Source organism: Exiguobacterium antarcticum DSM 14480, from assembly GCF_000685865.1.
Classification (GTDB): Bacteria; Bacillota; Bacilli; order Exiguobacteriales; family Exiguobacteriaceae; genus Exiguobacterium_A; species Exiguobacterium_A antarcticum.
Genome location: NZ_JMKS01000005.1, coordinates 174,900 through 201,103 on the forward strand (window position 1 = coordinate 174,900; position 26,204 = coordinate 201,103).

The following is a 26,204-nucleotide window of genomic DNA, read 5'->3' on the forward strand; positions in this document are numbered from 1 at the left end:
TGTCAAACACAAAAGACGAACGATTCCTTTCTCTACTGGATAGAGAGGCGCCGTTCGTCTTTTTTATGAACGATTAAGAATGATCAAAGTCAATCGTTCCCGTCAAATCATCGAGGCGTCTTAGATCGTTTTGGATGGCGTGAAGGTCGCTTGGTTGTTGTTCCCGTAATTGTTTTGTACCGACAGGATGAACGGTGGGTGCTTGATCTAACGTGATTGTCCGGTTCGAGAGACGGTCGTTGAAGTAACGATCGTGTGACACGAACAATAGTTCACCCGGGAAGACGTCAAGAGCGGCTTCGATTTGTTCGCGTGTCGTTAAATCCAGATAGTTGGTCGGTTCATCGAGAATCAACAGACGTGCACCGGAAAAATAGAGGCGTAAGAAAGCAAGCCGGCATCGTTCCCCCATACTCGCTTCGGCAATTGGCTTATAGACATGGTCACGCCGAAATAAAAAACAAGCGAGAAGCGTCCGGGCATCGGTCTCGGAAATCGTCGTGTCCTGCATCAAGGCGTCAAGCAAAGAACCGGAAGTCGGAAGATTCGAAAGCGCCTGGGAAAAATATCCGATTGTCAGGGAAGGGTGGCGTTTGATCGTTCCTTGATGCGGAGCAAGCTCACCTTGAATCAGACGGAGCAACGTTGTTTTCCCGGAACCGTTCCGACCGATGACAGCAATCCGGTCTCCCTGTTGGATGGAGAAGGACAGCTGTTCAAACAGTGGGAGAGTCCCGTAAGAAAAGGAGACAGTATCTAATGAAAGTAACTGCTTTGCTGCAAACGATGTGGCTTCAAACGAAACGTGAACAGACGCGGCCGCTTCTGGTTTGGTAATTCGTTGATCAAGAACATGTTCGAGTTGCTTTTCTTTTGCTTTGAACTTCTTCGCTTGTTTGGCTGCTTTTTTCTTGGCGTAAGGATCCCGTTCACTTGCGTGGGCGACGGCTTGTTGATGCCAGTTTTGGTATCGGGTGATCATTCGTTTTAGTTCTTTGCGCGTTTTTTCCTGTTTTTCATATTGACGTTGTTGAGTCAATAGCTCTTGGTCTTTTTGATGCCGGTATGCTTGATAATTTCCTTTATACCGTGTTGCACAATCTGCTGTCAGCTCGATGACAGCATCCGCCGTTGCGTCGATGAAAGCACGTTCATGTGATACATAAAGAATCGCGGTCGACGTCTGGTGCATCCAGTCGATCAGCCAATCCAACGTGTCAGTATCCAAGTGATTAGTCGGCTCATCCAGCAGAATGAAATCTGGTTTTTGGACCAACAGACAGGCAAGTTGGATACGTGTCTGTTCGCCGCCGCTGAGTGTGTCGAAGGGGTGAGACCAGACGTGTTCGGGTAGTTGAACTTCTTTTAACGCACGTGCTGCATCCGCTTCGAGTGAAAAAGCGTCTAAATCGAGCGCAGCTTGGTAATCTTCAAGCGACGTCGACTGCATTGTCTGTTCCCGTGCCTGATAACGAAGCAGATCGGCCTGTTCGACCAGTCGGAGTGCCGAGTCATTGGAAGAAGTACGGTGTTGGGCGACGTGACCGGGATTTGTATAGACGCGGAAGATATCGCCCGAAGTCGGCTGGGTCTGCTGGAGGATGACGTGTAATAACGTCGTTTTACCCACTCCGTTGGCACCGACGAGGGCGACATGTTCACCCGGATGAATGGAAAATGAGATGTGTTGGAACAACGTCTGTTGAGGAAGATCAAAGCGTAAATCATGAATCGATAAGATTTCAGTAGGCATATTCTCAGCTCCTTAGGAGTTCATTTCAATACAGATGAAATGAAAACACACCATCCGAAAACGAGCGGATGGTGTGCAGGAGTGCAAATCAAAGAAGGTATCTTCCTCATCTAAGGAAATACCGAAAATGAGCAGACTCGTAGCGTCAGTCATCCGCAACGTATTGCGAAAGTGATGAATTCTTTTCATCATTAGACGTTAGCGAGTGTATGCTTCATTTCGGTATTGTACCTCCTGTTCGTAGACTATGTGTTCAGTGTAGCAACTTGTTACGGTCAAGACAAGTAAGAAGTGAGTAATTCTTGGGCTGCAGTTGCGTCTTCTGCGCTAGGGGGAAGGACGTCTTTTAACGGATAGTCGAGTCCGAGCGCCTCCCATTTGTAGACACCTAGTTGATGATAAGGAAGCACTTCGACCCGTTCGACGTTTCCGAGTGTCCGAATGAACTCTCCGGTCTGACGAAGAAACGTCTCCGTCATCGTCAAACCAGGTACAAGGACGTGGCGAATCCAGACCGGAATGTTCCGATCAGCTAATCGTTTCGCGAAAGCAAGTGTATTCGCATTACTTCGCCCTGTCAGAATCCGGCATGTCGCATCATCGATATGCTTGATGTCGAGCAAGACAAGGTCCGTATGGTCTAAAATTTGATCGATATTTTTAGGGACGACGGATCCGGCTGTATCAATGACAGTATGCAGACCTTTTTGTTTTGCTTCGCGTAATGCAGCTTCTAGAAATTCTGGTTGGGCGAGGGGTTCGCCACCAGAAAACGTGATGCCACCACCCGTCGCTTCAAAAAAGGAACGGTAGCCCTCGGCCTCTTCGATGATGGCTGTCGCCGAGACGGAACGACCACATCCGAATTCCCATGTATCTGCATTGTGGCAATACTGACAGCGTAATGGGCATCCTTGCGTAAAAACGATGAAACGAATACCGGGTCCATCGACCGTCCCGCAGGATTCAACAGAATGAATCGTTCCGTGTGTCATGTTCATCTTGTCCTTTCTGAATTAAAGTGCACCATGGAATGTTCGATTGATGACATCGATTTGTTGTTCTCGTGTCAACTTAATGAAGTTGACGGCGTAACCGGAAACACGAATCGTCAATTGTGGATACAGCTCTGGGTGTTCCATGGCATCGAGTAACGTTTCCCGATCAAAGACGTTGACGTTCAAGTGGTGTCCTTTTGAGACCGTTCCACCCATATACCCATCAAGCAGTCCGACGGTATTTTGAATCCGTGTCTGCTCATCTTTACCAAGTGCTTTTGGAACGATTGAGAACGTATAAGAGATTCCGTCTAAGGCATGTTCGTATGGCAATTTTCCAACAGAAGTCAGCGCGGCAACGGCTCCTTTCGTATCACGTCCGTGCATCGGATTGGCTCCTGGCGCGAACGGTTCGCCTGCTCGTCGACCGTCTGGTGTATTACCGGTCTTTTTGCCGTAGACGACATTCGATGTAATCGTCAGGACAGATTGAGTCGGCAAGGCATTTCGATAAGTCGGATGTTTCCGAATTTTTTCCATGAAGAGTTTAACAAGATCGACGGCTATCTGGTCAACACGCGCATCGTTGTTTCCGAATTTCGGGAAATCACCTTCGATTTTAAAATCAACAGCGATTCCGTCTGCATCACGAATTGGTGAGACTTTTGCATAACGAATGGCAGAAAGACTGTCCGCGACGACCGATAGTCCGGCGATGCCACAAGCCATCGTCCGTAAGATTTCCGGATCGTGCAACGCCATCTCGATGCGTTCGTAACTGTATTTATCATGCATGAAATGGATCACATTTAACGTATTGACATAGAGCTCGGCTAACCAGTCCAGTTGACGATCATAAGCTGCCATGACCGTTTCGTAATCCAACACGTCATCTAAGATTAAGTTGGTTGCCGGAGCAACTTGAATTTTAAGTTTTTCATCAATCCCACCGTTCAGGGTATAAAGTAATGCTTTGGCGAGGTTTGCCCGTGCTCCGAAGAATTGCATCTGTTTACCGATTCGCATCGCGGAGACACAACACGCGATCCCGTAATCATCCCCATAGATTGGTAACATCAAGTCATCGTTCTCATATTGAATCGAACTTGAGAGAATCGACATTTTTGCACAAAATTCTTTAAAACCACGGGGGAGTTGTGTCGACCAAAGGACCGTCAGATTCGGTTCAGGCGCCGGTCCGAGATTGACAAGTGTCTGTAAGAAACGGAACGAACTTTTCGTGACGTTCGACCGTCCATCTTCACTCATACCACCAATCGATTCGGTGACCCACGTTGGGTCGCCGGAGAACAGGTCATTGTAGTCCGGTGTCCGAAGGAATTTGACGATCCGAAGTTTCATCACAAAATGATCAACGAGTTCCTGAGCGGTTTGTTCGGTTAAGCGACCGGCTTTTAGATCTCGTTCGATATAGATATCTAAGAACGTAGAAACACGTCCGAGAGACATCGCGGCGCCGTTTTGTTCCTTGATCGCAGCCAGATAAGCGAGATAGACCCACTGGAAGGCCTCTTGAGCCGTTTCGGCAGGGCGAGATAGATCACAGTCATACCGTTTCCCGAGTTCTGTCAGTTCCTGTAACGCGCGGAGCTGCTCATTCATTTCCTCACGATCGCGGATCATTGATTCGGACAAGAAACCACCGTGGTTTTGCAAATCCTGTTTCCGTTGCTGAATCAAGTAAGCTGTTCCATATAAGGCGACACGACGGTAATCACCGATGATCCGTCCTCGACCGTAAGCATCGGGAAGTCCTGTAATGATGCCAGCTTTTCGGGCAGCACGCATTTCAGGCGTGTACGCATCGAATACCCCTTGATTGTGTGTTTTCCGGTATTCACTAAACGTCCGGGTGACGATTGGATCAGCTTCAAATCCATATGCTTCTAGTGCATCATTGACCATCCGGATGCCACCATTCGGATGAATGGAACGCTTGAATGGTTCATCCGTCTGCAATCCGACTACTTTTTCTAGAGAGCGATCGAGATAACCTGGCCCGTGTGAAAGAATCGTCGAAGGAGTAGCGGCATCGACGGCATACACACCACCTCGTGTCCGTTCTTCGCTTGTTAGATTCATGATCTGTTGCCAAAGTGTTTCAGTAGCTTCTGTTGGACCAACGAGGAACTGGTCGTCCCCTCGATATTCTGTCCGATTTCGTCGAATGAAGTCGGCTAGATCAATTTTGTCGATCCATTCGCCTGTTTCGAATTGTTGCCACGCTGGTGTTTTTTCAAGTAACATCGTGAACACTCCTTTGTTTGTAGGGGAAACAGTTCAAGGTCCATCCCTTATGTGAATAGTGTAACAAACATTTCGTGAGAAGAGTTTTACATCCCGGTGAAAGCGTAGAAGATTCCTGAAACGTTGGTACACCAGGCTTTTTTGAAATGTGTATCATTGAGAAGACTAGGGGCGAAAAACAGAGAAGAGGCAGTATGAAGCCATATTTCAGGAACTGTATCACTCGATTGATCAAAAAAGGAAAGAGACAGTTTGAAACGTGATAAAAGTCACATCAGGTTATCTTGTATTTTTATGACGTATCGTTGACAATGAAAAAGGGAATATAGACCGTGGAGGTGCATGAAATGGATTTTTCGATTTTGGAAGACCGTGCCGATTACAGAACAGGTGACTGGCTGACGCTAAAAGTATCAACTGAAGGAACACCACGAACTGGAATGATTACAGAATTTGAAGAGGATGGTTTCTGGATTCGTTTTGAAGATGATTTCGACTTTGAGGATTTCATCGGGTATAAAGAAAGATATTTGGCTCAACTGGTGCGACGTCCAAGTGATGTCAAAACAGATTACCCGGCGCTCAATCGTTTCCCGAAACTTGCGAATGAGCTTCAAGATCGGGTCATTCAAGGGTTTGAAATCTTGTCGGAACAAATAAAAAATGACAATGAAGTGGCGTATCATATCCGGCTTGTTGATGCGGGGAATGAATACACACAGACGTTACGTGGCTTACGTGACGACACGACCGATCAATTTGAATACGTCACAGAATGATGGATAAGAGAGTAGGAGAATACACGTTATGAACTTTATGAAACCTTTTATTACAGAAGCATGGGAACGCGCACGTTTCGAAAAAATGATGCCCGTTCAAGAACAGGCAATTCCGTTATTGCGTGAAAGAAAAGATGTTTTGGTCGAAGCACCGACCGGGACGGGGAAAACATTGGCATACGTCATCCCGGCGCTAGAATTGATTGATGAGAATGAACCCCATATTCAAGTCGTGATTACAGCACCAACACGCGAACTTGTCATGCAGATTCACCAAGTCATCCAATTGTTTGCGCAAGGAAGTGGCATTAAATCAGGAGCCTTCATTGGTGGAGTCGAATTAAAGCGTCAACATGAACGTCTGAAGAAAAAACCGCAGATCATCGTCGGGACACCCGGGCGTCTTGTGGAACTGATCGATTCGAAAAAGATGAAGATGCATAAAGTAAAATTGATTGTACTCGATGAGGCCGATCAAATTTACGAGAGTGGGATGAGTGCATCGGCAACTCGGATCGCGAACAGTGCCCTCCGCGATCGACAGCTGGCATTTATTTCAGCGACATTACCGGAACGAACAGCAGAATGGGGTAAAACTTTATTTGCGAATGAACCGGAACGGGTACAAGTCGAACGTGTCGTCAGTACACAAGTGAAGTTCGGGTACATCGAAATGTCACGTCGTCTAAAACCGGAGTATTTACGTCGTTTGGCGAACATGCAGGGTGCAAAAGTATTGACCTTCATCAACAATCGTTCATTCCTCGGACCGTTAAATGGAGAATTAAGTAAGTTTTCATTAAAATATCGGATTCTCGATGCGGAAAAAGGAAAACGGGAACGGATGGAGACACTTCGTTCATATAAACGGGGGGAGTTTCCGTTACTTGTCACGACAGGTCTTGCTGCCCGTGGACTTGATATCGAGGCGGTCACGCATGTCGTCCATTACGATTTGCCTGAGTCACTCGATGATTTTGTTCACCGTTCTGGACGTACGGGACGTGGAAATGCTTCCGGGATGGTTCTCGCACTTGTCACGGATCACGATTTGAGACACCTGAAAACATTAGCTAAACAAATGGGTGTGGAAATGGAAGAAATGGAAATTTATCGTGGTGAAGTGATTCCGAAACGCGAAATCACGGAACCAGAAACAATCAAACGACCGGCGAACCCACACCGGAAAGGACCGACACGATGAAAAGTGAACGAAAGATAATCCCTTTTCCGACGACTGTATCGGAAGCAGAGATGAACACGGCACTCAAGACGATGTATCAAGAAGCAGCGACAGCGAGAAGTACGGATTGGGTGGCGTTCATTGAAGAAATCGCAACGGAAGGTCGTTGGTATTTAAAAGATGCTGAACTGTTCCGCGATCTATTTGTTGACTGGGCCATCTTTTATGAAACGGATGAACAAGGAAAAACACCGCATGGTCGCTTTTTGGAACAGGTGAAAGAAAATATGTCACCAAGTCTGTATCGTGCATTAAGAGGATTGGCTGACCCCGTGCCTTCTTTATTCCTCGTCGAAGCAGAAGGCGTCGTCGACATCATGTCGAAACAGACCTACCAAACGGATTTAGCGGAGATCGAAGTCGAGACGGGTGACTTATTGATTGGGAAGTTACTTTATATCTCAGGAAAATGGCGTTTTGCGATTGCGTATATGAAGGTCGCCAAAGCACTTGTTCCAGAAGTTCGCATCTTGTTAGCGGACTTTGTAGATGAAGTCGGAGAAGATGCGTTATTACGTCAATATCCGGAATTTTGTGCCGAGCTGATTGATTTGTTGCTCGACATCGAAGAAGGAAACATCGCACCACGTCCGGAAAAATAACAAACGGAGCTGACTCAAAAGTGAGGACGTCTCTCGATTAAAATGAATGAAGGGAGGTGGATTTCCGGTGTTTGATCCGGAAATCCACCTCCCTTTTCCTTTGCGAACAATCAGAATTTGCATAGAAATGGCCGATGATCCCGTGAAAAGATGGGATCATCGGCCATTTGATTGATGGAGGACGGAAACGTTCATCCTCGACTCCTATGGGAAAAGGAAGCGCGATTAGCGCTTCCGTCAGGAATAGGTAAGACCCGGCATGACCGCATGGAATGTGGGATGCCGCGGCTTACCTTCCGCCCATGGAAAGCGAGGATGTCGAACCGTCCGTTACAAGGATTGATTTTGGCCTGACTTATGAGTCAGTCCCGTTTGTGTCGTGCCATAGTGTCACTTATTCTTCAGAATGGTAGACGGCAATCCCATTCTTATCTTGATGCTTCACCCGGTACATCGCAAGATCGGCATATTTCAGCCACTGTTCTAAATTTGTCCCCTCCACATAAGGTGCTACGCCGATGCTCGCAGAGACATGTAGTGTCTGTCCATGATGTACGTAGGAATGACATAAAAAGTTCAAAAAAAGTTTACAACGTCGTCGTAACGAAAGTTCATCCTCCGCTGACATCAATAAAGCAAATTCATCACCGCCGAGTCGATAAACGGATTCGTCGGCGACTAGTTCAGTAGAAAGACGTCTTGCGACTTCGATTAAGATGTAGTCCCCGGCTTCATGACCGTACGTATCGTTAATGAGTTTGAAACCATCCAAATCAATGAGTGCCAAGTAATTGAATGTAGATGATTGTTGATTAAACGTCCGTTCGAGAGCACGGCGATTTCCGATATCAGTCAGTCCGTCATGATAAGCATGATATTCGATTTGCTGCTGACGTTCCATTCGATCCGTCACGTCATGAAGAATTAAAAACTGACCAAAAGAGGTGTCGGCAATCATGATCGGAATCGGAATCAACTCAAATTGTTGATTCGATTGATTTTGATAATGGTTAGAATTCTGCATCAAGGCGGTCTGGAAATGACGAAATTCGGTGGTGAGTCGATCGACGCCCATATCCGAAAGGCCGAAAATTCGTTGGGCGGCTCGATTCGCATAGATCGGTTCTTTTGCTTGATTGAAACGAACGATTGGATCAGGATGTCCTAAAAACAGTGGGATGACTTGTTGCTCGCTTGCTTTAATCTGTTCCGTTCGTCGCGTGACGCGTATCGTCAATTGTTCATTTCGAGTATCCAATTGGCGGACGATTGAGCTATGTTGTCTTGTAATCAAAATTTGACGGACGATCAGTAAGAATAAAATGATGAAAATATCACGTTTCTCACCTTCTTGTTCAATGAGATAGTGAAGGAATAACGGCAAGGAAAGAAGTGGAAGCCAAGCGCGCTGGACGACGGATGATGTGCTCGTTCCTTCGACGATGTGGTCGATGTGCCATAAGATAGCCGCACTTTGGGCTAAGCGGATAAAAATAGGTGAAAAAATCAAATATGTTGTCGTGAAATCAGGGAAATAGACGGACGATATCTCATAGAGTCCTCGGATAAAGATGGACAAGAAAAGTAAAAACAAGGTAGTCCGGGAGACCCAGTGCGTGTCTTGGATAAAAGAAAAATAAAAAAAGACGAACAGACCAAGGGATGTATTGATGATGACGATCAAGGAGTATGGGAACGTGTTGACGGTCGGGTCGACGAATTCATTCAAGATGTGAAAGGCAACAAGAGCAAGGAAAGTCATTAAAATGAAGGCATCCATCGCAGCTAACACATGTTGACCAAATCCTTTTTTAGAGACGATCCGGTAAAAGATGGCGAATAAAAATAAGTAATGTGAGAGTGAAAAAAATACTAGGCTGTAGACGCCGGACACAGTGCCTGACGAACTGAATAAATGAATGGTTTCGAGAATTGAACCAAGGACGGATAAGGTAAGGGAACCGAGTGCAAGTAGCCAAAACTTTCGACGTGGGACAATCAAAGACTGCTCTTTTTTGTAGGCGACTAAGATAAAAAAAGCTAATAATAAAAGCGACATGTACTGCAATATTTGTTCGATTAAAAGATTTGAAATCGAGTCATGTGTAAATGAAATAAGGATAAGGACAGTCGAAATAATCAGTAGGGGTGGAAACCATTTTATGAAATAGGGGGATCGTTGCATCAAACTGCCTCCTGACATGAAGTGATCAAGCGAATCGTTTTATCTTTTTTTAATCATACACTGCACTTCATTCAAATCAAAAAAAGAAATCGTCTAAACACCCAAAATGAGGGGGAAAAGACGATTCCAAAGTAGTTCCGTAATTTAGTTTTTATGGTTTTCATACGCTTCGATTTTTTCAGAGAGATACGTCCAGTATTCCATCAATTGGTCGCTTTTTGTTTTTGCCTGTTCAATTTGTTGATAGATGTCATTGACTTGACTAAGATCACTACCTGCTGAAGCAAGTTGTTGTTCGAGCGACTCTAAAAGGAATTCGGCCTCTTCGATTTGAGACTCAATCGTTTTCCAATCGAGTTGCTCTTGATAACTTAATTTTTTCGGAACATCAGTGGACTTGACCTCGTTCGCTACCGGATCCGTTAAGGAAAGGGGAGTATCGATCATCGTTGGAAGTTCACGTTGTTCGAGGTAATCCGTATACTGCCCGTAATAAGAAACGATTTCACCATTTTCAAATGCCAATAACCGAGTTACGACCCGGTCAAGGAAATACCGGTCGTGACTGACGGTGATGACGGTTCCGGGGAATGAATCTAGATAATCCTCTAAGACAGATAACGTTTCCGTATCCAAGTCGTTGGTCGGCTCATCGAGGAAAAGAACGTTGGGTTCGTCCATCAAAATCGTCAATAGTTTTAACCGTCTTTTTTCGCCACCGGACAACTTACCGATTGGTTTGTATTGTGCTTCCGGTTTGAATAAAAACTGTTCGAGCATCTGACTTGCTGTGATTTCTTGTCCGTCAAGTGTCGTGATGACTTGGGCGATCCGTTCGACTTCTTCGATGACCCGTCGCTCGGGATGACTAAACTCTGCGAACTGACCATAAAAACCGACTTTGACCGTTTCACCATGAATGATTTTTCCACTCGTCGGCTCTAGATGTTTCGCGAGAATCGATAACAACGTTGATTTGCCGCTTCCGTTTCGGCCGACGATCCCATACCGTTCTTTTCGGCCAAACAACCAATTGAAGTCGCTAAATAGCATCCGGTCACCAAACTGATGGCTGACACCAACCGCCTCGATGACTTTTTTTCCCAGTCGTGTCGAACCGACCTGGACTTCGAGTGCCGCTTCATCTTCTTCGTAAGATAACTCTTGTAAGGCATCAACACGCTGAATCCGTGCCTTTTGTTTAGTAGTTCGTGCTTTTGCACCACGCCGTAACCAGGCGAGTTCCCGCCGAAGGATGTTTTGGCGTTTTTCCTCCATCGAAGCGGTTCGTTCTCGGCGCTCAGCACGTTTTTCCAAAAATGACTCATAGTTTCCGACATAAAAATAGGCCGTTCCGTTGGCGATTTCCATCATATGATTCGTGACACGGTTTAAAAAATAGCGATCGTGGGTGATGAGTAAAATCGCACCACGGTATTCCTTGATTTGTGATTCGAGCCAGGTGATGGTTTCGGCATCAAGTTCATTGGTTGGCTCATCCAGTAACAACAAGTCCGCTTCGTCGAGCAATGCCTCCGCTAACCCAACCCGTTTGCGTTGGCCACCGGATAAGGAACCGATTGTCGCTTCGAGGTCCATGATACCTAGTTTATTTAAAATCATTTTTAGGCGGGACTCGGTATCCCAGGCATTGGCAGCATCGAGTTCTGTTTGAGCGTTAATGAAACGTGTTAATAACATTTCATTCGCAGGATCTTGCTCGAGCGCGAGACGGGCAACTTCGTAGTGACGAAGGGCATTGATCGTCGGTGTATTTCCTGATAACAAGACTTGCATGACAGTCTGGTCTTCCGGATAAGCGGTTGATTGTGACAAGAGGCGAATCCGGTAATCATTTGGATGATGAAGTTCACCCGAATCAGCCGTTTCTTGTCCAGCTAGTATATGCAATAACGTTGATTTCCCGGTTCCATTGACACCGATGATCCCGATCCGGTCCCCTGGACTGACGGAAAACGTAACATCTTCGAAAACAATCTTATCGGCAAATTCTTTTTTTAGTTGATCGACTTTAAGTAACATGTCAGGCTCCTTCTACAATTTCCTTGATTTGTTGTTCGACCAGGACGACTAATTCCTTTTGAGACATCGTTGCTGGATCGATGGGTTTTAAAATCGTTACATCGACAGTCGCGGGACGGATCCGTCCGGTTTCTTCCATGACCCGGTAGCTGCCGGAAATCGCAATCGGAACGACGAGCGCACCACTTGAAGTAGCCAAAGTAAAACTACCCGCTTTAAATTCAGCGACAGGTCCACCCTTAGAGCGTGTGCCCTCTGGGAAGATGATCATCGATTGTCCGTCTTTGATTGTCTCGATTCCGGCACGGATGGCTTTTAGGGACTGACGGCGATCTTTGCGATCAATCATGACACATCCCATCAGATTCATCCAGACATTGACGATTGGAATCTTGTTGACTTCGATTTTGGAGATAAAAGCTTTTGGCTTATCGATTTTTCCGAGGAGGATCGGGACATCAAAATTGCCTTGATGGTTGGCGATGAAGACGACCGGTTGATCCGCTGGGATATGGTCTTGTCCTGTCATACGGACGCGGACACCCGCAAGGCGAAGTAATGAGTTTGCCCAGACGTGTGCGACTTTTTGTGTATAGGCATACCGTGCAGCATGCGTTCGACGTTTTGCCCCCGGAAGAAACGGTAATGTAAGGGGTAGAACCAGTCCAAAACAAATGAACCAGATGATTGTACGTAACATAGTGGCATCAGACTCCTTTTCTTGTTTCATTATTATTGTACAAAAAAAGACCGGGTATCGCACCCAGTCTTCATCATCATTCCCAATAACGAGGTTCAGATTCCTCTTCTGTTTCTCCAAGCTCAAACGTCAGACGGCGTGTGGTTGGATCAATCGAAAAAGAAGCGTTGGTATTATCGATTTGTTTGATCTCCATCGACTCTTCGTCAAGGATCAGTGTTAAGCGGACCTTGTCTTCGTGATCAACAAGCAAGACACCGTCTTCTTTTAACCAAAGATCGATGACGGGAGAATAACGAAGGGTCCAACCGTTGGATAAGGGGATTTCATTCATAGTAACTCGGTTCCTCCTAGTAAGAAGTTAAATCAGGTTCTTTATTTATCATGCTGTTCTGTCGCAGATAATGCAAGAGGAGGGCTCGATTCACGTTGTTCGTAAGAAAGTTGATACGATTGTTCCCGTTTTTTCATTCGTTCGTACTGTTTCTTGACCCGGCGATGTTGCACATATTCATGATAGGACTGGTGAGACGTCCGAAGGAGCTGTCTGAAAGAAGAGAGCGATAAACAAATGGCAAGTGTAAAGACGAATACACCAATCGAATCTGTGTAATAACCGGACGTGTAACTTAAGTATGTACTGATGAGACCCGTAAGCGTCGTGAAAAGATAAAACCACATGACATGCCCTCCTTATTTAAATGTTATACATCTTTTAAGGAATTCGTGATGAAAACTCGATTTCCTGTATCGCCCAGTAAAACTTCGGGAAAAATAAAAAAATCCACACGAGAGGTGTAGATTTTAAGGTGTATCGATATGTTGGAGTGCTGGCGTCTTCGGAGATAAGTCAGTACTGTTCGAACCTTCTGCGAAAACGATTCCGATCGTGGCAAGAAATGCAAAAAAAGCAAAGACCAATGTTTTAGTGAAGCGTCTTGCAAAAGAACGCGATTGAATGTTATGAAACATGTCTTTCCCCCATATTTAACTAAACTAAACCTTCTTTTTCCTATTGTCTTATCATATCTCTTTTTTTCAAAAAAATCACTCAAATCAGAACCGTTCACAGAAATGTCATATTTGTTCTCTTTTGCTTCATGTCAGAAAGGGGATGAAAAAGAGTATAGTATGGTAGGTGATACGTAGAAACCGGGAAAAAATGATTGAAACGACAGAAGGGAGATGACCACAAATGGCATTACGCGCAGGACAGGTTGTCACATTAAAAGTAGAACGAGAAGCGGAGTTTGGTGTTTTTTTAAGTGACGGGGAAGAAGACATCTTACTTCATAATAATGAACAGACGAAAAAACTGGAACTCGACGAAGAAGTAGAGGTCTTCCTCTATCAGGATAATGAAGGACGATTGGCCTCATCGATGACGATTCCGGAAGCATCGTTTGAAGACTATGTCAAAACGACGATTAATGGGACACGCTACAATACCGGTGTGTTTGCGAATATTGGAATCCAAAAAGATGTGCTCGTGTCGCTCGATGACTTACCACAACGTCGGACGTTTTGGCCGGAAGAGGGCGATCAACTGTATATTCGCCTCAAGCATGATCAAAAACTTCGTCTGTTAGGTGATCCGGCTCCATATGCGTATTTCAACTTACGAGCAAAACCGGCACCGGAAGAGTGGAATAACATGGATGTCGAAGGGTTAGTCTTTGCACAACGCGATCCTGGTGTAAACGTCTGGGTGAACGAGCAAACGATTGGTTTTCTCCATGAACAAGAGATGGAACGTTGGCCGCGACTTGGAGAAGTTATGAAATTACGGGTGACAAATGTGAAGCCAGATGGTACAGTATTACTTTCAGCAAGACCACGTGCTCACGAGGCAATCGACATCGATGCGGACTTAATCATGAATCACCTACTTGAACATGGTGGTCAAATGTCGTATGGTGATAAGACACCTCCTGAGACGATTGATGAGGTATTTGGCCTAAGTAAGGCTGCCTTTAAACGTGCTTTAGGTCGATTGTTGAAAGATAAAAAAATAGAAAAACATGAAACGGGTATTCGGTTGACGAAATAAGATCAACCAAGTGAGCCTACGTTTCGAATAAATAGTTAGGAATTCATCATTTTGGTGGTTGCGGCTGGTATTTACCGGCGACCATTTCCAAATAGAACCCCATCACTAGTGGGGGCAAGCGACGTATCCTTGATGCGTTGACGGTCCGGGCATTTTGCCTTTCCCTCGCCCTTATGGCAACGATTATGATGGTGACTTCCCTAAACATTATTATAATAGAAATAGCTACTATCTTTTAGGATGAGCTTCTGTTATAATAGGTAGTCGATTGTATTCGTTACGGTAGCGTCTGTTTAGTGGCAGACGCTTTTCATATGACAAAGGAGAGTATTTAGCATTGACAACATTTCGTGAATTAAATCTTAGTGAGGCACTTATCAAAGGTGTCCTAAAAATGGGCTTTGAAGAAGCAACACCAATCCAAGCAGAAACGATTCCTGTCGGTCTTAGCGGCGTTGACTTAATCGGTCAAGCACAGACAGGTACAGGGAAAACAGCAGCATTCGGTATTCCTACAATTGAACGCATTGACGCAAAATCACGTCATATCCAAGCACTTGTGCTTGCACCAACACGTGAACTTGCTATCCAAGTAGCGGAAGAATTGAATCGTATCGGTGAAGTGAAACGTGTTCACGCCTTGCCAGTATATGGTGGTCAGCAAATCGACCGTCAGATCCGTGCACTTCGTAAAAACCCACAAATCGTCGTGGCAACACCAGGTCGTTTGATGGACCACATGAACCGTAAAACATTAAACCTCGACCACGTCCAAACAGTTATCTTGGATGAGGCAGATGAAATGTTGAACATGGGCTTCGTGGAAGACATCGAGAAAATCTTGGGGACTCTTCCGGAGTCACGCCAGACACTCTTGTTCTCAGCGACAATGCCACAACAAATTCGTAAAATCGCAGATCGTTTCATGACGACTCCGACACATATCAAAGTAAAAGCAAAAGAAATGACTGTCGAAAACATCGACCAATCATTCATCGAATTAAAAGAAAACCAAAAATTCGACGTTCTTTGCCGTTTGATTGATACAGATTCTCCGGAACTCTCAATCATCTTTGGTCGGACGAAAAAACGTGTGGATGAGATGACAGAAGGACTTGTCCAACGTGGATACACGGCTGACGGTTTACATGGTGACTTGACACAAGCAAAACGTGACCAAGTTATCCGTCGTTTCAAAAAAGGAACGATTGATATCCTTGTAGCTACAGACGTAGCGGCACGTGGTCTTGATATTACAGGCGTGACACACGTCTATAACTTCGATGTCCCGCAAGACCCGGAAAGTTATGTTCACCGTATCGGCCGTACTGGTCGTGCTGGTAAAACAGGATCAGCCATCACGTTTGTTACACCACGCGAATTTGGTCAGATCAAAACGATCGAACGTGTTACAAACAAAAAAATGTCACGTCGTCATGCACCGACGCTTGATGAAATCCTAGAAGGTAACTTGAAGCTTGCTGCACAAGAATTGATCAAACGTGTAGAAGCGAAAAACTCACAAGAGTATACAACACTCGCTCAAGAACTTCTTGAAGAGTATGAAGCAGTTGAATTGATCTCAGCAGCGCTTAAAGGATTGACGAAAGAGCCGGATGCAACGCCAGTTCAAATTTCTTCAATCGAACCAATTCGTGTAAAACGTTTTGGTAGCGGTGGTGGTAGTGGCAGTGGCGGTAATCGTCGCCCTTACGGTAACAAAGGTGGATCAGGTTCTGGTTCGTCGAGCAACCGTAGCAGTGGTGGATACCGTGGCAGCAACCCACGCAGTGGAAGTGGAGAACGTCGTGAAGGCGGTCGTCCTTCTGAAGGAAACCGTAGCACGTCTTCATCGTCTTCGTCATCATCAGATCGCCGTGAAGGTGGATACGCTGGTCGTAACCGCAGTGAAAGTGATCGTAACCGTGGCGGACGCAAACCACGTTTTGAAAAGTAAGAAGGTCGAACCGATTTGTCACAGACAAGTCGGTTCTTTTTTATGGAATGTCATGCTAAAATGAGCAATGAAAGATATAGAGAGGGCGGAATTTTGTGTATACTATTTACGCTATAGCATTCATTTGTCTGATCGTGCTTGTCGTCGCGACGAAACGAATTAGTGAGCGGACGACAAAAGGGCACTTCCGTTATATTCCGTTAGCCACTTTGCTATTTGGAGGGATTATCTTTCTTGTCCTTGCGATTGGAAAGGGTGGGGCGACCGGTATCCAGTACGGGGTCCTGAGTATCATCTATCTCACGGCGACATTTGGTGTATATCTGTACATCGCGATTCGAAAAGATACGACCTTATTTTAAAGACAGGACCTCTCTGATTACAGGGAGGTTCTTTTTTTGTTAAGATGGAACAAGAGAAAAGGAGGGAGAAGAATGGATGCCTTAGATGTCATTGTTCATCCCGAACAGATTGAGGCTTGGTTTCAGCCGATTGTTGGAGCAGCGCCTTTTAAAGTGGAAGGGTATGAAATCCAGTCACATTTCCGTGGAGAACCGCTAAAACCATTTTTTCAAGAAGATGATGTACCGATTGAATACCAACTCGAAGTGATGAGTCATGTCATTCGGCACGCATTTCAGAAAGTACCGTCGGATGACCATTCGTTTGTCTTGATTCGTTGTCGGCCAGCCTGGTTATTCGAAAACGGCGGAGAAGATTTTTTAAGTATCTTACGTGATGCCCAAATTGATTTTCCGGAAGATCGTTTGTATGTGACCTTAACGGATGTTCAAGTCGATGACTTTGATCGTCTTGGTCGAATCGTCGCCTACTACCAAAACTCCGGCCTGAAAGTTGCGCTCGATCGAGCAGAAGCGACCAGTCTGGAACGGGTCTTTTCGATGTCACCGGATATGTTAATCGTCGATTTGGCCTCGATGATTGAAAAGAAAACCGTCTCTGCCAGTTACCCTCACTTGTTACAAACAATGGAACATCTCTGTGATCAGTTAGGTGCGCCATTGTTATATAAAAACATTAGTCATCTTGGTCAGTTACGGTATGCATGGCAACATGGCGGGCGGTACTATATGGGGAACTTGTTAGGGGAAACGACACCAAATTGGGTCACGACATGTCCGGGTATGGAAATTCTTCTTCATGAAGTTCCGATGTTTTATAAGTATGACCGGGAACAGATGAACCGACTGTTTCAACTGGAACAAGACTGGACGACTCGTTTTAATGAGTACTGTCAATCAGTCAGGCAAGATGAAGAATTAGATGGTTGGCTGTTGATGTTAGCGAAAAAGTTGGAACCGGAATTCATCCGTTTTTATATCACGGATGCTAACGGGTTCCAGCAGTCCTCGAACATCAGTAAGAAAAGCGGCGAGTGGAAACGCTATTCCTTTTACCAAGGGTACAATTGGAGTTTTCGTCCGTATTTCATTCGGACGACGGTGGCGATGGAACGGCGGCATACCGGTTACTTATCTGATCGCTACGTCGACTTCAGTTCAGGCGAACAGACACGGACATTCAGTATGCCGCTAAATAACGGGATGTTTTTATTTGCTGATGTTTCAGCGGAGTACTTATATCAAGAACGATTAAGCGAATAGGGAGGAAATGAACGATGTTGGATTATGATTATGAGGCACTACGTGAAATCGGACGGATTGTTGCGATTGCACGAGACGAAATGGCGAATGCAGTCAAACCAGGAATCACAACAAAAGAGTTGGATGAAATCGGTGCAAGAATCTTGAAGGAACACGGAGCAGAATCAGCGCCAATCGTCATGTATGATTTTCCAGGAGCAACGTGCATCAGTGTAAATGAAGTGGCAGCACACGGTATTCCAGGAGCTTACGTGATTCAAGAAGGGGATATCGTCAACGTCGATGTCTCCGCTGTGAAGAATGGTTATTATTCCGATACCGGGAAAACCGTCATTGCAGGCCAGGCACGTCGTCCGGAAGACGTTCGATTAGTGGAAGTATCGCTTTCTGCACTCGAAAAAGGCTTAGAAAAAGTCAAAGCTGGAACGAAAGTGAATCAAATCGGAAAAGCGATTTATGCAGAAACACGTAAAAGTGGATTTACAGTCATTCGCAATTTAGCGGGACACGGTTTAGGGAAAACACTTCATGGGGAACCGGAATCGATTTCTAATTACTTCAGCCGAGAAGAAAATGACTTACTAAAAGAAGGACAAGTCATCGCTGTCGAAACCTTTATTTCAACAGGGGATGAGTTTTGTATGGAGGATGAAAAGGATGGTTGGACGTTATACACACCAAACAAAAGTCTGGTCTCCCAATTTGAGCATAGTGTCATCGTCTTAAAAGATGGTTATGAAATTTTGACGAAAGTGGATTGACGGCGTCTCTATATGAATCATAGGAGAAAAAGAGTATCGGTGTTTCGCTGGAAAAGCGGGATGCCGATACTCTTTTTTTAGAGATACGTTCGTGATTTGGTTAGATGGTGAAGACGTTCGAGGGAAACGGGATGTTCCTGATAACGAATTCGTCCGTTTTCGACGAGGTAGTCCTGCTCGAGTACATCCTCGATGAAATAGTGGTTTGTGCCAGACATATCAATCGGGTAGGCGAGACCCGGCAATGTGGCAAATGCTAACGTTTGACGGCGGCCGATGCCACTTTCGAACATACCACCTAACCAGTAAGTCGACGATGCTCGGACATCCAGTGCCGCTGTCAGTCCACCGAGGCGGGCCGGTTTGATATTAATGATCTGCCCCGCTTGGAGTTGGTGCATCAAGGCGGCATCATGTGTCGTTTGAATCGATTCATCGAGACAAAGTGGCGTTTTGAGGATGGAGGCGGCATGCTGATGGTTTAACCACTCATTGGCTGAAAACGGTTGTTCCATCATGAGTAATGAAAATTCGTCCCACACTTGAAGCAGAGGAAGATCGGACAGATCAAAGCTGCCATTGGCATCAAACATCAAGGGCGCGTCCGGAAAAGTTTGACGAACCTGTTCAAGGATGTTCGTATCAGTTGGCGCCAGCTTCAGTTTGATTCGTTCGAACCCGTCGGTTAACGCAAGACCAACATTCTCGATCGTCTGTCGGACAGACGATCGACCAAGTGCTTTCCCACAACGAATCGCTTGGCTGTCGTCTCCTCCGAGGTAGGTCGCGAGTGATTGCTGTTCAGCTTGTGCGAACAATTCGTAGACGGCACCGTCAAACATCGCTTTTGCCATCTGATTGCCTTGAATCGGCCGGAAACGTTCAGCAACCGCTGACGGTCCTTCAAGGGGTGCTGCGATCAGCAGTTGATACAGTAAGGGCGACAACGCACGAAGTGAGTTTTGTGTCTCCGGTGTATACCAAGGGGTCTCAAAGGCAACCCCTTCTCCATAACCGACACGCCCTTCTTGATCCGTCAGCCGAAGAATCGTCGTACAGCGTTCGGATAAGACGGAGATGGCAGTATGAATCGGTTGACGAAAGGTCAGGCGAACATCAAATAGCTCGGCGCTCCGAAGGGTAATCGTCATAACGATTCCTTCAACTGACGGCGGATCAGCTTACCGTTTGCGTTACGCGGTAATGTATCACGATAGACATAGGTGACTGGACATTTGTATTTTGCCAATAACTGTTCCATCTGTTGCCGGACGGAGGACTCTTCCAGCTGGCTGACGATGAAGGCGACCGGAACTTGTCCCCATGTCGGATCAAACCGCCCGACGACACCTGCTTCCGTGATGCCTGAAATCGATAACAAAGCAGCTTCGACTTCAGCCGGATACACGTTTTCTCCACCGGAAATGATGAGATCGCTCCGTCTGTCCAACACATATAAGTAACCGTCAGAGTCGATTCGTCCGAGGTCTCCGGTTTTCAAATAACCATCTGCAGTAAAGGCAGCCGTAGTCGCTTCCGGGTTATTGAAGTAACCGTTCATGACGGTAGGTCCCTTGACTTCGATTTCCTGATGACGTGTGATTCGAATCTCCGTCGGTGCGATGGGTTTTCCTGCAGAACCGATCTTTCGAAGCGCGTCTTCCGGTAAGAGTGTTGCGATTTGAGAGGCCGTCTCCGTCATGCCGTAGGTTTGCATGACAGGAAGATCACGATCTAGCGCACGGGTCAAAATCGGTAACGGAACAGGTCCGCCTCCGGTCAGGACAACCCGCAAGTCATGACGACGTAGTCCGGCTTCGAGTAACCGATCCAACATGACGGAAACAAGTGAGATATGCGTGACCGCTTCCGTTTTGATCCATGTCATGGTCTTGTTTGGTGAAAAATGTGGTTCGAGGATTAAAGGGACACCGTAGATGACTGAACGGTAGACGACGGCTAAACCACTCATATGAAACAGTGGGGTGACGACGAGGAACCGATCATCCGGGAACGAACCGATATGACGGGCCGCATTCATTGCGCTCGAAAAATGGTTGAGCATCGTCTGTTCGACGGCTTTAGGTTTTCCGGTCGTGCCGCTCGTAAATAACATCGATTGAATATAATGTTTTGGCATATGGCGGACGAGAATCTCGGGTGCTTGATTCGGCGCATGGAACGGTAGACGTTTGACATTTGAATCGAGCAGGCGGTCCGAGATGACGTATTTGACATTTGCCTGTTTCAATTGTGCACTGACTTCACTTTGGCTAAGCCGGATGTTAATCGGAACAATTGTCAACTCAAGCAATTGCGCTGCGTGAATGGCGACGATGTATGCGGTGCTGGAAGGACCGTATAAGGCAATCCGCTCGCCGCGCGAGAGTAGTGGCGCCCAAGAGCTTGCTAGTTTGTGCGCCTTCGTGTAGAGTGCAGACCACGTCAAACGTTCCGTATCCGTGATCAGCGCAAGTTCGTCCGGTTGTTCTTTTGAGCGGGTATAAATCCAAGGGTACACAGACTGTCACTTCCTTTCTTGTGGATGATACGAAAAAGGTTCAAACGTCTTTCGACATTGAACCTTTTTGTATTATGGGAATCGTGGGAACTGTCCGAAGTCAGGATCACGTTTTTCTTTAAACGCGTCGCGTCCTTCTTTTGCTTCATCAGTCGTGTAATAAAGTAATGTTGCGTCACCTGCTAATTGCTGAATACCTGCAAGACCATCAGAATCCGCATTAAGTGCTGCTTTTAGGAAACGGAGTGCCGTTGGTGAATGCTGAAGAATTTCAGAACACCACTGGATGGTTTCTTGCTCCAAGTCAGCAAGTGGAACAACGGTGTTTATGAGTCCCATATCAAGTGCTTGTTGCGCATCGTATTGGCGGCACAGGAACCAGATTTCACGTGCTTTTTTATGACCGACGACACGTGCAAGATAACCAGAACCGTAGCCGGCATCAAATGATCCGACTTTTGGACCCGTTTGTCCGAATTTCGCATTGTCTGCTGCAATCGTCAAGTCACAAACGAGGTGAAGGACATGTCCGCCACCGATGGCATATCCTGCAACCATCGCGATGACGGGTTTTGGAATGACACGGATCAGACGTTGTAAATCAAGAACATTTAAGCGCGGGATTTCATCTTCACCGACATATCCACCATGGCCACGAACTTTTTGGTCGCCGCCTGAACAGAAGGCAAGATCCCCTTCACCTGTCAAGACAATGACACCAACGTTTTGGTCATCGCGTGCCCGTGAAAAGGCATCGATTAATTCATTTACTGTCTGTGGACGGAACGCGTTGCGTACTTCAGGACGATTGATCGTGATTTTAGCAATCCCATTCCACTTCTCATACTTGATATCTTCGTAACTACGGGCAGATGCCCATTCTGGAATGTATCTCATTTCAATTCCCCCATTTGATTAGTTAAGAATAGTTTCTCTACTATTGTAACAAACTTTTCCGGTTGGTCGATATGCGGGGCATGTGATGCACCAGGAATTAGATGAATTTTTTCCGGTGAAGCGGCTTCGAAAGCAATTTTCTTGAATTTGATGTCTTCTGCACCGACAATCCACTCAATTGAAGTCCTATCAAGCAAGTGCCAGACGGGCGGCATGTTTCCCGTGCCTTGAGCGATCAGAGAAGCGGCGAGTCCTTCAGGTGATTGTGCGAGACGCCCCTCACGGATGTGCTGTCGTGTAGCTAACGGGAGTCGGTGTTGACTGGCGAACAACGGTAATGCTTCCCAGTAATCGATGAAATCAGCCAACCCATCTTGCAACAAGCGTTCCGCAAGAGCTCGATCAGCTTTTCGTCGTAGTTGTCGTTCAAACGCCGAACGAATGCCGGGTGTCGTACTGACAGCAATCGTCTGTGTAACGCGTGTTGACATCACGGCAAGCATCAGTGCAATTCGTCCGCCCATGGAGTAACCTAGGACTGTCCAAGGTTCCGCACGGGTCGCAAGCAAGAACTCTAAATCCTTGACCTGCTCCGTCAGTCGCATTCGTTGATAGTGAGCGGCAGGCGTCTGACCATGACCCAGCAAGTCGATGCAATAGACGGTGTAATTTGACTGCAAACGTGCACTGAGAGCAGACCAGGTCGCGCTGCTTCCGGTGAATCCATGTAACAGCAAAAGAGGTGGACCGGCACCGGTAATCTCAATATGATACGCCTGTTGACGAAGCTTCATCGGAATTGTTCCTGTAAGGCCTGATTCGTCTGCTCCCAGATTAGTCGGTGCAATCTGACATTTTCCGGACGATCCGTTCGGATTTCTAAGATCCGTGTCGTCATCGTGTTTTTCTGTAAGGCTACCTTGAGCTCTCCGATAGAAGAAATATGTTGATACGCGATGCCATAACCAGCGGCAAGATGGCTGAAGTCAAGATCTTGCGCCGTTCCGAACAGTGGCTCGAACAAATCGGGATCGAGCTCGTGTTGCGGGAGGAAGCTGAAGATGCCGCCCCCTGTGTTATTGATTAAAAGAATTGTCATTGGAACTGTCCGTGCCATCATCAGTCCGTTGATGTCATGGATAAAGGCGAGGTCACCGACAAGTAAATAACGATTTTTCGCTTCATACGTCGCGCCAAGGGCGCTGGAAAGAATCCCATCAATGCCATTGGCACCACGGTTAGCAAGGATTCGAAGTGGTGTACCCGTCGGCAAAAAAGTATCTAAGTCACGAATTGGCATACTGTTTGAGACGAATAGACTTCCTTCCGTTAAGCCTTCTAAAGCCCGCACGACATTGTATTCCGTCAGTTGTCCGGAATCCAGTGAATCAAAGACGGTTTCAACCGTGTTTTCAGCCCGTTGTAGTGCCTCAAGGTAAGTGATGTCATGTTCGGTGCATGGAATTGTTTTTAATTGGCTTGGATGACCACTTAAAAAATGAGCCTGTAATTGAGGATCACGCCAGTTTCCAGCATGACCGACTACGGTCGTCGGGATTTCTTTTGACCAAAGGAGATAGGGTTTTGAAGTCGGCATCGCGCCAAACCGTAAAATATGGTCCGGACAGACATGATACTGAATCGTAGTCTCCTTTAACCACGTATCGTAATAGGCGAAAACCGTATCATTGGAAAACTGGCGTCCTTGACTGAGTGGATCGGCCAGGACCGGAATCCGTGAACGATCCGCATACTCCAGGATAATTTGTGTGTCAGCTGATGAAAGTTGTGGTCCGATGACAATCAAAAGCCGCGGAATTGATAAAATTTCAACCAATTCCGCCGTAGCATGTCCCGTGACATGTCGGATTGGACGACCGACTGGGTGACCGGTCTGCAACAAATCAAGTTCAGGAATCAAAGGTTCCCGAAGTGGAATGTTGATGTGAACAGGACCTGCGGGTTCCGTCAGCGCAAGCAGAACGGATCGTTCAGCCACGTGCCGGACATATGGAAGAGCCGTCGCTTCCGGCAATGGTAAGTCAAAGGCGTGTCTCACTTGTTTGCCGTACAAAGCGACCTGATCGATTGCTTGAGGAGCGCCGACACCCCGTAATTCATGAGGACGGTCCGCAGTCAAAACGATTAACGGCAGTTCAAAAATATTAGCTTCCGTGATCGCTGAATAATAATTAGTGGCTGCCGTCCCGCTCGTACAAATCAGAGCGACAGGGCGTAACCAATCTTCCGCCCGTGTCAGGCCGAGGGCAAAAAAACTAGCCGACCGTTCGTCAACGAGGACGTGGGTACGGCTAGACGGGTGGAGAAAGGCAGCAATCGCAAGGGGTGTCGAACGAGAACCGGGACTGATGACGAAATCCCGGACACCACTTTTGACTAAGTTATCGATTAACGTATGCATCCATTTAGTCAACATAAACATCATCCTTTTCTATCGTACAGAGGTGTGCAAGAGCTTGTAACATCGGTGATAGTTTTGTTTCGGTTTCGTCGAGTTCACTCTGCAGACGGGAGCCGTCGACGATACCACAACCTGCATAAAGCACAGCGGAACGATCGGTAAATAGTCCGGAGCGAATGGCGACGATAAACTCACCGTTTTCTTCTCCATCCATCCAACCTACCGGTGAGCCGTACCAGCCGCGCTCGAACGTCTCGATTGCTTGGATGGCGGCGACGGCGGCTTCCTTCGGCTCTCCACCTAACGCGGGTGTCGGGTGAAGTTTCTCGATCAGCTGAAAGAGGCTGACTTCAGGCAAAAGTGTCGCGGTGATCGGTGTATAAAGATGTTGGATGTGTCGGTTTTTGAGTAATATCGGTTGCTCGGGTTTCTTGATTTGAGTCGAAAGGCCTTGGAGTGTACTTTCGATTGAATCGACGACAATCGCATGTTCGATTCGATTTTTATCATCTTGTAACAGCGATTGTCCAAGTGACGTGTCCATTTGTTCTAGTTCGTGCCGAGGAGCGGAACCGGCAACGGCAGCTGTCTTGAGTTCAAGACCGGTTTTTAAAATTAACCGTTCTGGAGTCGCGCCAAGAAAAGCTTCACCGAGTGTTGGCTGAAAGAAAAAGATATAGCTACCGGGTTGAGAGGATTCCAACTCCTGCACGAGACCGGCCAAATCAACCGGTTGATCTAACTCGTAGACCACTTCACGAGCTAAGACGATTTTTTTAAGTGACGTTTTCAATAATTGTGCCGCTTGATGAAACGAAGCCTCAAAGGCGTCATTTCCATCACGGGTCATGCGAATACGTGTAACGAATTGGCTAGATTTCGGCATATGCAACTCCGCATACTCGACGGCCAACTGATTGAGAATCTTTTCTGCGTTAGACTGCGGTTCGACAAACGCAAAAACCGTTACCGTCGTATGACCATCTTGTTCCAGGTATAAATACTTCGGAATCGTCATCGACGCTTCCCCGAACGAGGACCAACGATACTCTGTATGTTTCAGTTCAGAAAAAGAGAATCCGCAAAAAGCAAATAAATCGGTTCCGACATGATCCCGATTCACATTCGACCATTTTGATTGCATTCGTAAAAAACGATCGTGTCCTGCGGTTTTCAATTGTTGCGTGATGCCGAATCCAATGGCACGCATGGACCGATCAGGTGTCGTAAAATAAAAGCGTTCTTGTGTCCCAAATGACAGCGCACTGACATCTTGAGCCTCGACATTCCACGAATATGAGGCGATTATAGGCCGTTGGTATGCATTCGCATGACCGACGGCGCGTTCAATACATTGTTTAAGCTCGTGTTGAGCGTAGGCCATACCGCTCATTGCCCCC

General features: G+C 46.4%; 23 protein-coding genes. 8 read left to right on the top strand and 15 right to left on the bottom strand.

The window, feature by feature from the left end; genetic code table 11:
- Positions 1 to 73: 73 nt before the first annotated feature.
- The 3 genes from abc-f to pflB form a co-directional block, all read right to left on the bottom strand.
- Positions 74 to 1,753 carry a ribosomal protection-like ABC-F family protein gene (gene abc-f / locus P404_RS0112185; protein ID WP_026830923.1) on the bottom strand — a complete coding sequence of 560 codons (1,680 nt, stop codon included), beginning with the start codon at positions 1,751 to 1,753 and terminating at the stop codon, positions 74 to 76.
- A 275-nt stretch (positions 1,754 to 2,028) separates the two neighbouring features.
- Positions 2,029 to 2,748 carry a pyruvate formate-lyase-activating protein gene (gene pflA / locus P404_RS0112190; protein WP_026830924.1) on the bottom strand — a complete coding sequence of 240 codons (720 nt, stop codon included), beginning with the start codon at positions 2,746 to 2,748 and terminating at the stop codon, positions 2,029 to 2,031.
- Between the two features lie 21 nt (positions 2,749 to 2,769).
- Positions 2,770 to 5,019 (bottom strand): formate C-acetyltransferase, encoded by a 2,250-nt coding sequence (gene pflB / locus P404_RS0112195; protein WP_014969607.1) that lies wholly within the window; start codon positions 5,017 to 5,019, stop codon positions 2,770 to 2,772.
- A gap of 347 nt (positions 5,020 to 5,366) precedes the next feature.
- On the opposite strand from pflB, the gene P404_RS0112200 reads away from it, so the two are divergent.
- Genes P404_RS0112200 through P404_RS0112210 form a run of 3 tightly spaced genes read left to right on the top strand, consistent with a single transcriptional unit; the run spans position 5,367 to position 7,643 of the window.
- On the top strand, positions 5,367 to 5,798 hold the full coding sequence (locus P404_RS0112200) for a hypothetical protein (protein ID WP_014969608.1): 432 nt from the start codon (positions 5,367 to 5,369) through the stop codon (positions 5,796 to 5,798).
- Positions 5,799 to 5,826: 28 nt separating this feature from the next.
- Positions 5,827 to 7,002: a DEAD/DEAH box helicase gene (locus P404_RS0112205; protein ID WP_014969609.1), complete on the top strand. Its 1,176-nt coding sequence runs from the start codon at positions 5,827 to 5,829 to the stop codon at positions 7,000 to 7,002.
- The gene (locus P404_RS0112210; protein WP_026830925.1) at positions 6,999 to 7,643 is read left to right on the top strand and encodes a hypothetical protein; all 645 of its coding nucleotides are present in this window, start codon (positions 6,999 to 7,001) and stop codon (positions 7,641 to 7,643) included. The genes P404_RS0112205 and P404_RS0112210 overlap by 4 nt, the downstream gene beginning before the upstream one ends.
- A gap of 394 nt (positions 7,644 to 8,037) precedes the next feature.
- Here P404_RS0112210 and P404_RS0112215 read toward each other — a convergent pair whose 3' ends face one another.
- From P404_RS0112215 to P404_RS18610, 6 genes are all read right to left on the bottom strand, one after another.
- On the bottom strand, positions 8,038 to 9,702 hold the full coding sequence (locus P404_RS0112215; RefSeq protein WP_276525058.1) for a GGDEF domain-containing protein: 1,665 nt from the start codon (positions 9,700 to 9,702) through the stop codon (positions 8,038 to 8,040).
- Positions 9,703 to 9,972: 270 nt separating this feature from the next.
- Positions 9,973 to 11,871 carry an ABC-F family ATP-binding cassette domain-containing protein gene (locus P404_RS0112220; protein WP_026830927.1) on the bottom strand — a complete coding sequence of 633 codons (1,899 nt, stop codon included), beginning with the start codon at positions 11,869 to 11,871 and terminating at the stop codon, positions 9,973 to 9,975.
- Position 11,872: 1 nt separating this feature from the next.
- Positions 11,873 to 12,571, bottom strand: a complete 699-nt coding sequence (locus P404_RS0112225) for a lysophospholipid acyltransferase family protein (RefSeq protein WP_014969614.1) — start codon at positions 12,569 to 12,571, stop codon at positions 11,873 to 11,875.
- Positions 12,572 to 12,647: 76 nt separating this feature from the next.
- Entirely contained in the window at positions 12,648 to 12,905 is a 258-nt protein-coding gene (locus tag P404_RS0112230; RefSeq protein ID WP_012369519.1) for a hypothetical protein, read from the bottom strand.
- 41 nt (positions 12,906 to 12,946) lie between these two features.
- Positions 12,947 to 13,252 (bottom strand): hypothetical protein, encoded by a 306-nt coding sequence (locus P404_RS0112235; protein WP_014969615.1) that lies wholly within the window; start codon positions 13,250 to 13,252, stop codon positions 12,947 to 12,949.
- A gap of 123 nt (positions 13,253 to 13,375) precedes the next feature.
- Positions 13,376 to 13,543 (bottom strand): hypothetical protein, encoded by a 168-nt coding sequence (locus P404_RS18610; protein ID WP_012369521.1) that lies wholly within the window; start codon positions 13,541 to 13,543, stop codon positions 13,376 to 13,378.
- Positions 13,544 to 13,766: 223 nt separating this feature from the next.
- Here P404_RS18610 and P404_RS0112245 point away from each other — a divergent pair, with 223 nt between their 5' ends.
- From P404_RS0112245 to map, 5 genes are all read left to right on the top strand, one after another.
- Entirely contained in the window at positions 13,767 to 14,621 is an 855-nt protein-coding gene (locus P404_RS0112245) for a S1-like domain-containing RNA-binding protein (protein ID WP_014969616.1), read from the top strand.
- 337 nt (positions 14,622 to 14,958) lie between these two features.
- Positions 14,959 to 16,578, top strand: a complete 1,620-nt coding sequence (cshA, locus tag P404_RS0112250; protein WP_014969617.1) for a degradosome RNA helicase CshA — start codon at positions 14,959 to 14,961, stop codon at positions 16,576 to 16,578.
- A gap of 95 nt (positions 16,579 to 16,673) precedes the next feature.
- Positions 16,674 to 16,940 carry a hypothetical protein gene (locus P404_RS0112255; RefSeq protein ID WP_026830928.1) on the top strand — a complete coding sequence of 89 codons (267 nt, stop codon included), beginning with the start codon at positions 16,674 to 16,676 and terminating at the stop codon, positions 16,938 to 16,940.
- 72 nt (positions 16,941 to 17,012) lie between these two features.
- A complete protein-coding gene (locus tag P404_RS0112260) occupies positions 17,013 to 18,203 on the top strand; it encodes an EAL-associated domain-containing protein (protein ID WP_014969619.1) in 1,191 nt (396 codons plus the stop codon).
- A 14-nt stretch (positions 18,204 to 18,217) separates the two neighbouring features.
- Positions 18,218 to 18,964 carry a type I methionyl aminopeptidase gene (gene map / locus P404_RS0112265; RefSeq protein ID WP_014969620.1) on the top strand — a complete coding sequence of 249 codons (747 nt, stop codon included), beginning with the start codon at positions 18,218 to 18,220 and terminating at the stop codon, positions 18,962 to 18,964.
- A gap of 77 nt (positions 18,965 to 19,041) precedes the next feature.
- Here map and menC read toward each other — a convergent pair whose 3' ends face one another.
- The 6 genes from menC to P404_RS0112295 all read right to left on the bottom strand — a co-directional run bounded on the left by menC (position 19,042) and on the right by P404_RS0112295 (position 26,188).
- Positions 19,042 to 20,115 carry an o-succinylbenzoate synthase gene (menC, locus tag P404_RS0112270; protein WP_026830929.1) on the bottom strand — a complete coding sequence of 358 codons (1,074 nt, stop codon included), beginning with the start codon at positions 20,113 to 20,115 and terminating at the stop codon, positions 19,042 to 19,044.
- Positions 20,112 to 21,485 carry an o-succinylbenzoate--CoA ligase gene (menE, locus tag P404_RS0112275; protein ID WP_026830930.1) on the bottom strand — a complete coding sequence of 458 codons (1,374 nt, stop codon included), beginning with the start codon at positions 21,483 to 21,485 and terminating at the stop codon, positions 20,112 to 20,114. Before menE ends, menC begins: the two co-directional genes overlap by 4 nt.
- A 72-nt stretch (positions 21,486 to 21,557) precedes the next feature.
- Positions 21,558 to 22,382: a 1,4-dihydroxy-2-naphthoyl-CoA synthase gene (gene menB / locus P404_RS0112280; RefSeq protein ID WP_014969624.1), complete on the bottom strand. Its 825-nt coding sequence runs from the start codon at positions 22,380 to 22,382 to the stop codon at positions 21,558 to 21,560.
- A complete protein-coding gene (menH, locus tag P404_RS0112285) occupies positions 22,379 to 23,176 on the bottom strand; it encodes a 2-succinyl-6-hydroxy-2,4-cyclohexadiene-1-carboxylate synthase (RefSeq protein ID WP_026830931.1) in 798 nt (265 codons plus the stop codon). The genes menB and menH overlap by 4 nt, the downstream gene beginning before the upstream one ends.
- A complete protein-coding gene (gene menD, locus P404_RS0112290) occupies positions 23,173 to 24,819 on the bottom strand; it encodes a 2-succinyl-5-enolpyruvyl-6-hydroxy-3-cyclohexene-1-carboxylic-acid synthase (protein ID WP_014969626.1) in 1,647 nt (548 codons plus the stop codon). The genes menH and menD overlap by 4 nt, the downstream gene beginning before the upstream one ends.
- On the bottom strand, positions 24,809 to 26,188 hold the full coding sequence (locus P404_RS0112295) for an isochorismate synthase (RefSeq protein ID WP_026830933.1): 1,380 nt from the start codon (positions 26,186 to 26,188) through the stop codon (positions 24,809 to 24,811). The genes menD and P404_RS0112295 overlap by 11 nt, the downstream gene beginning before the upstream one ends.
- Positions 26,189 to 26,204 lie beyond the last annotated feature (16 nt).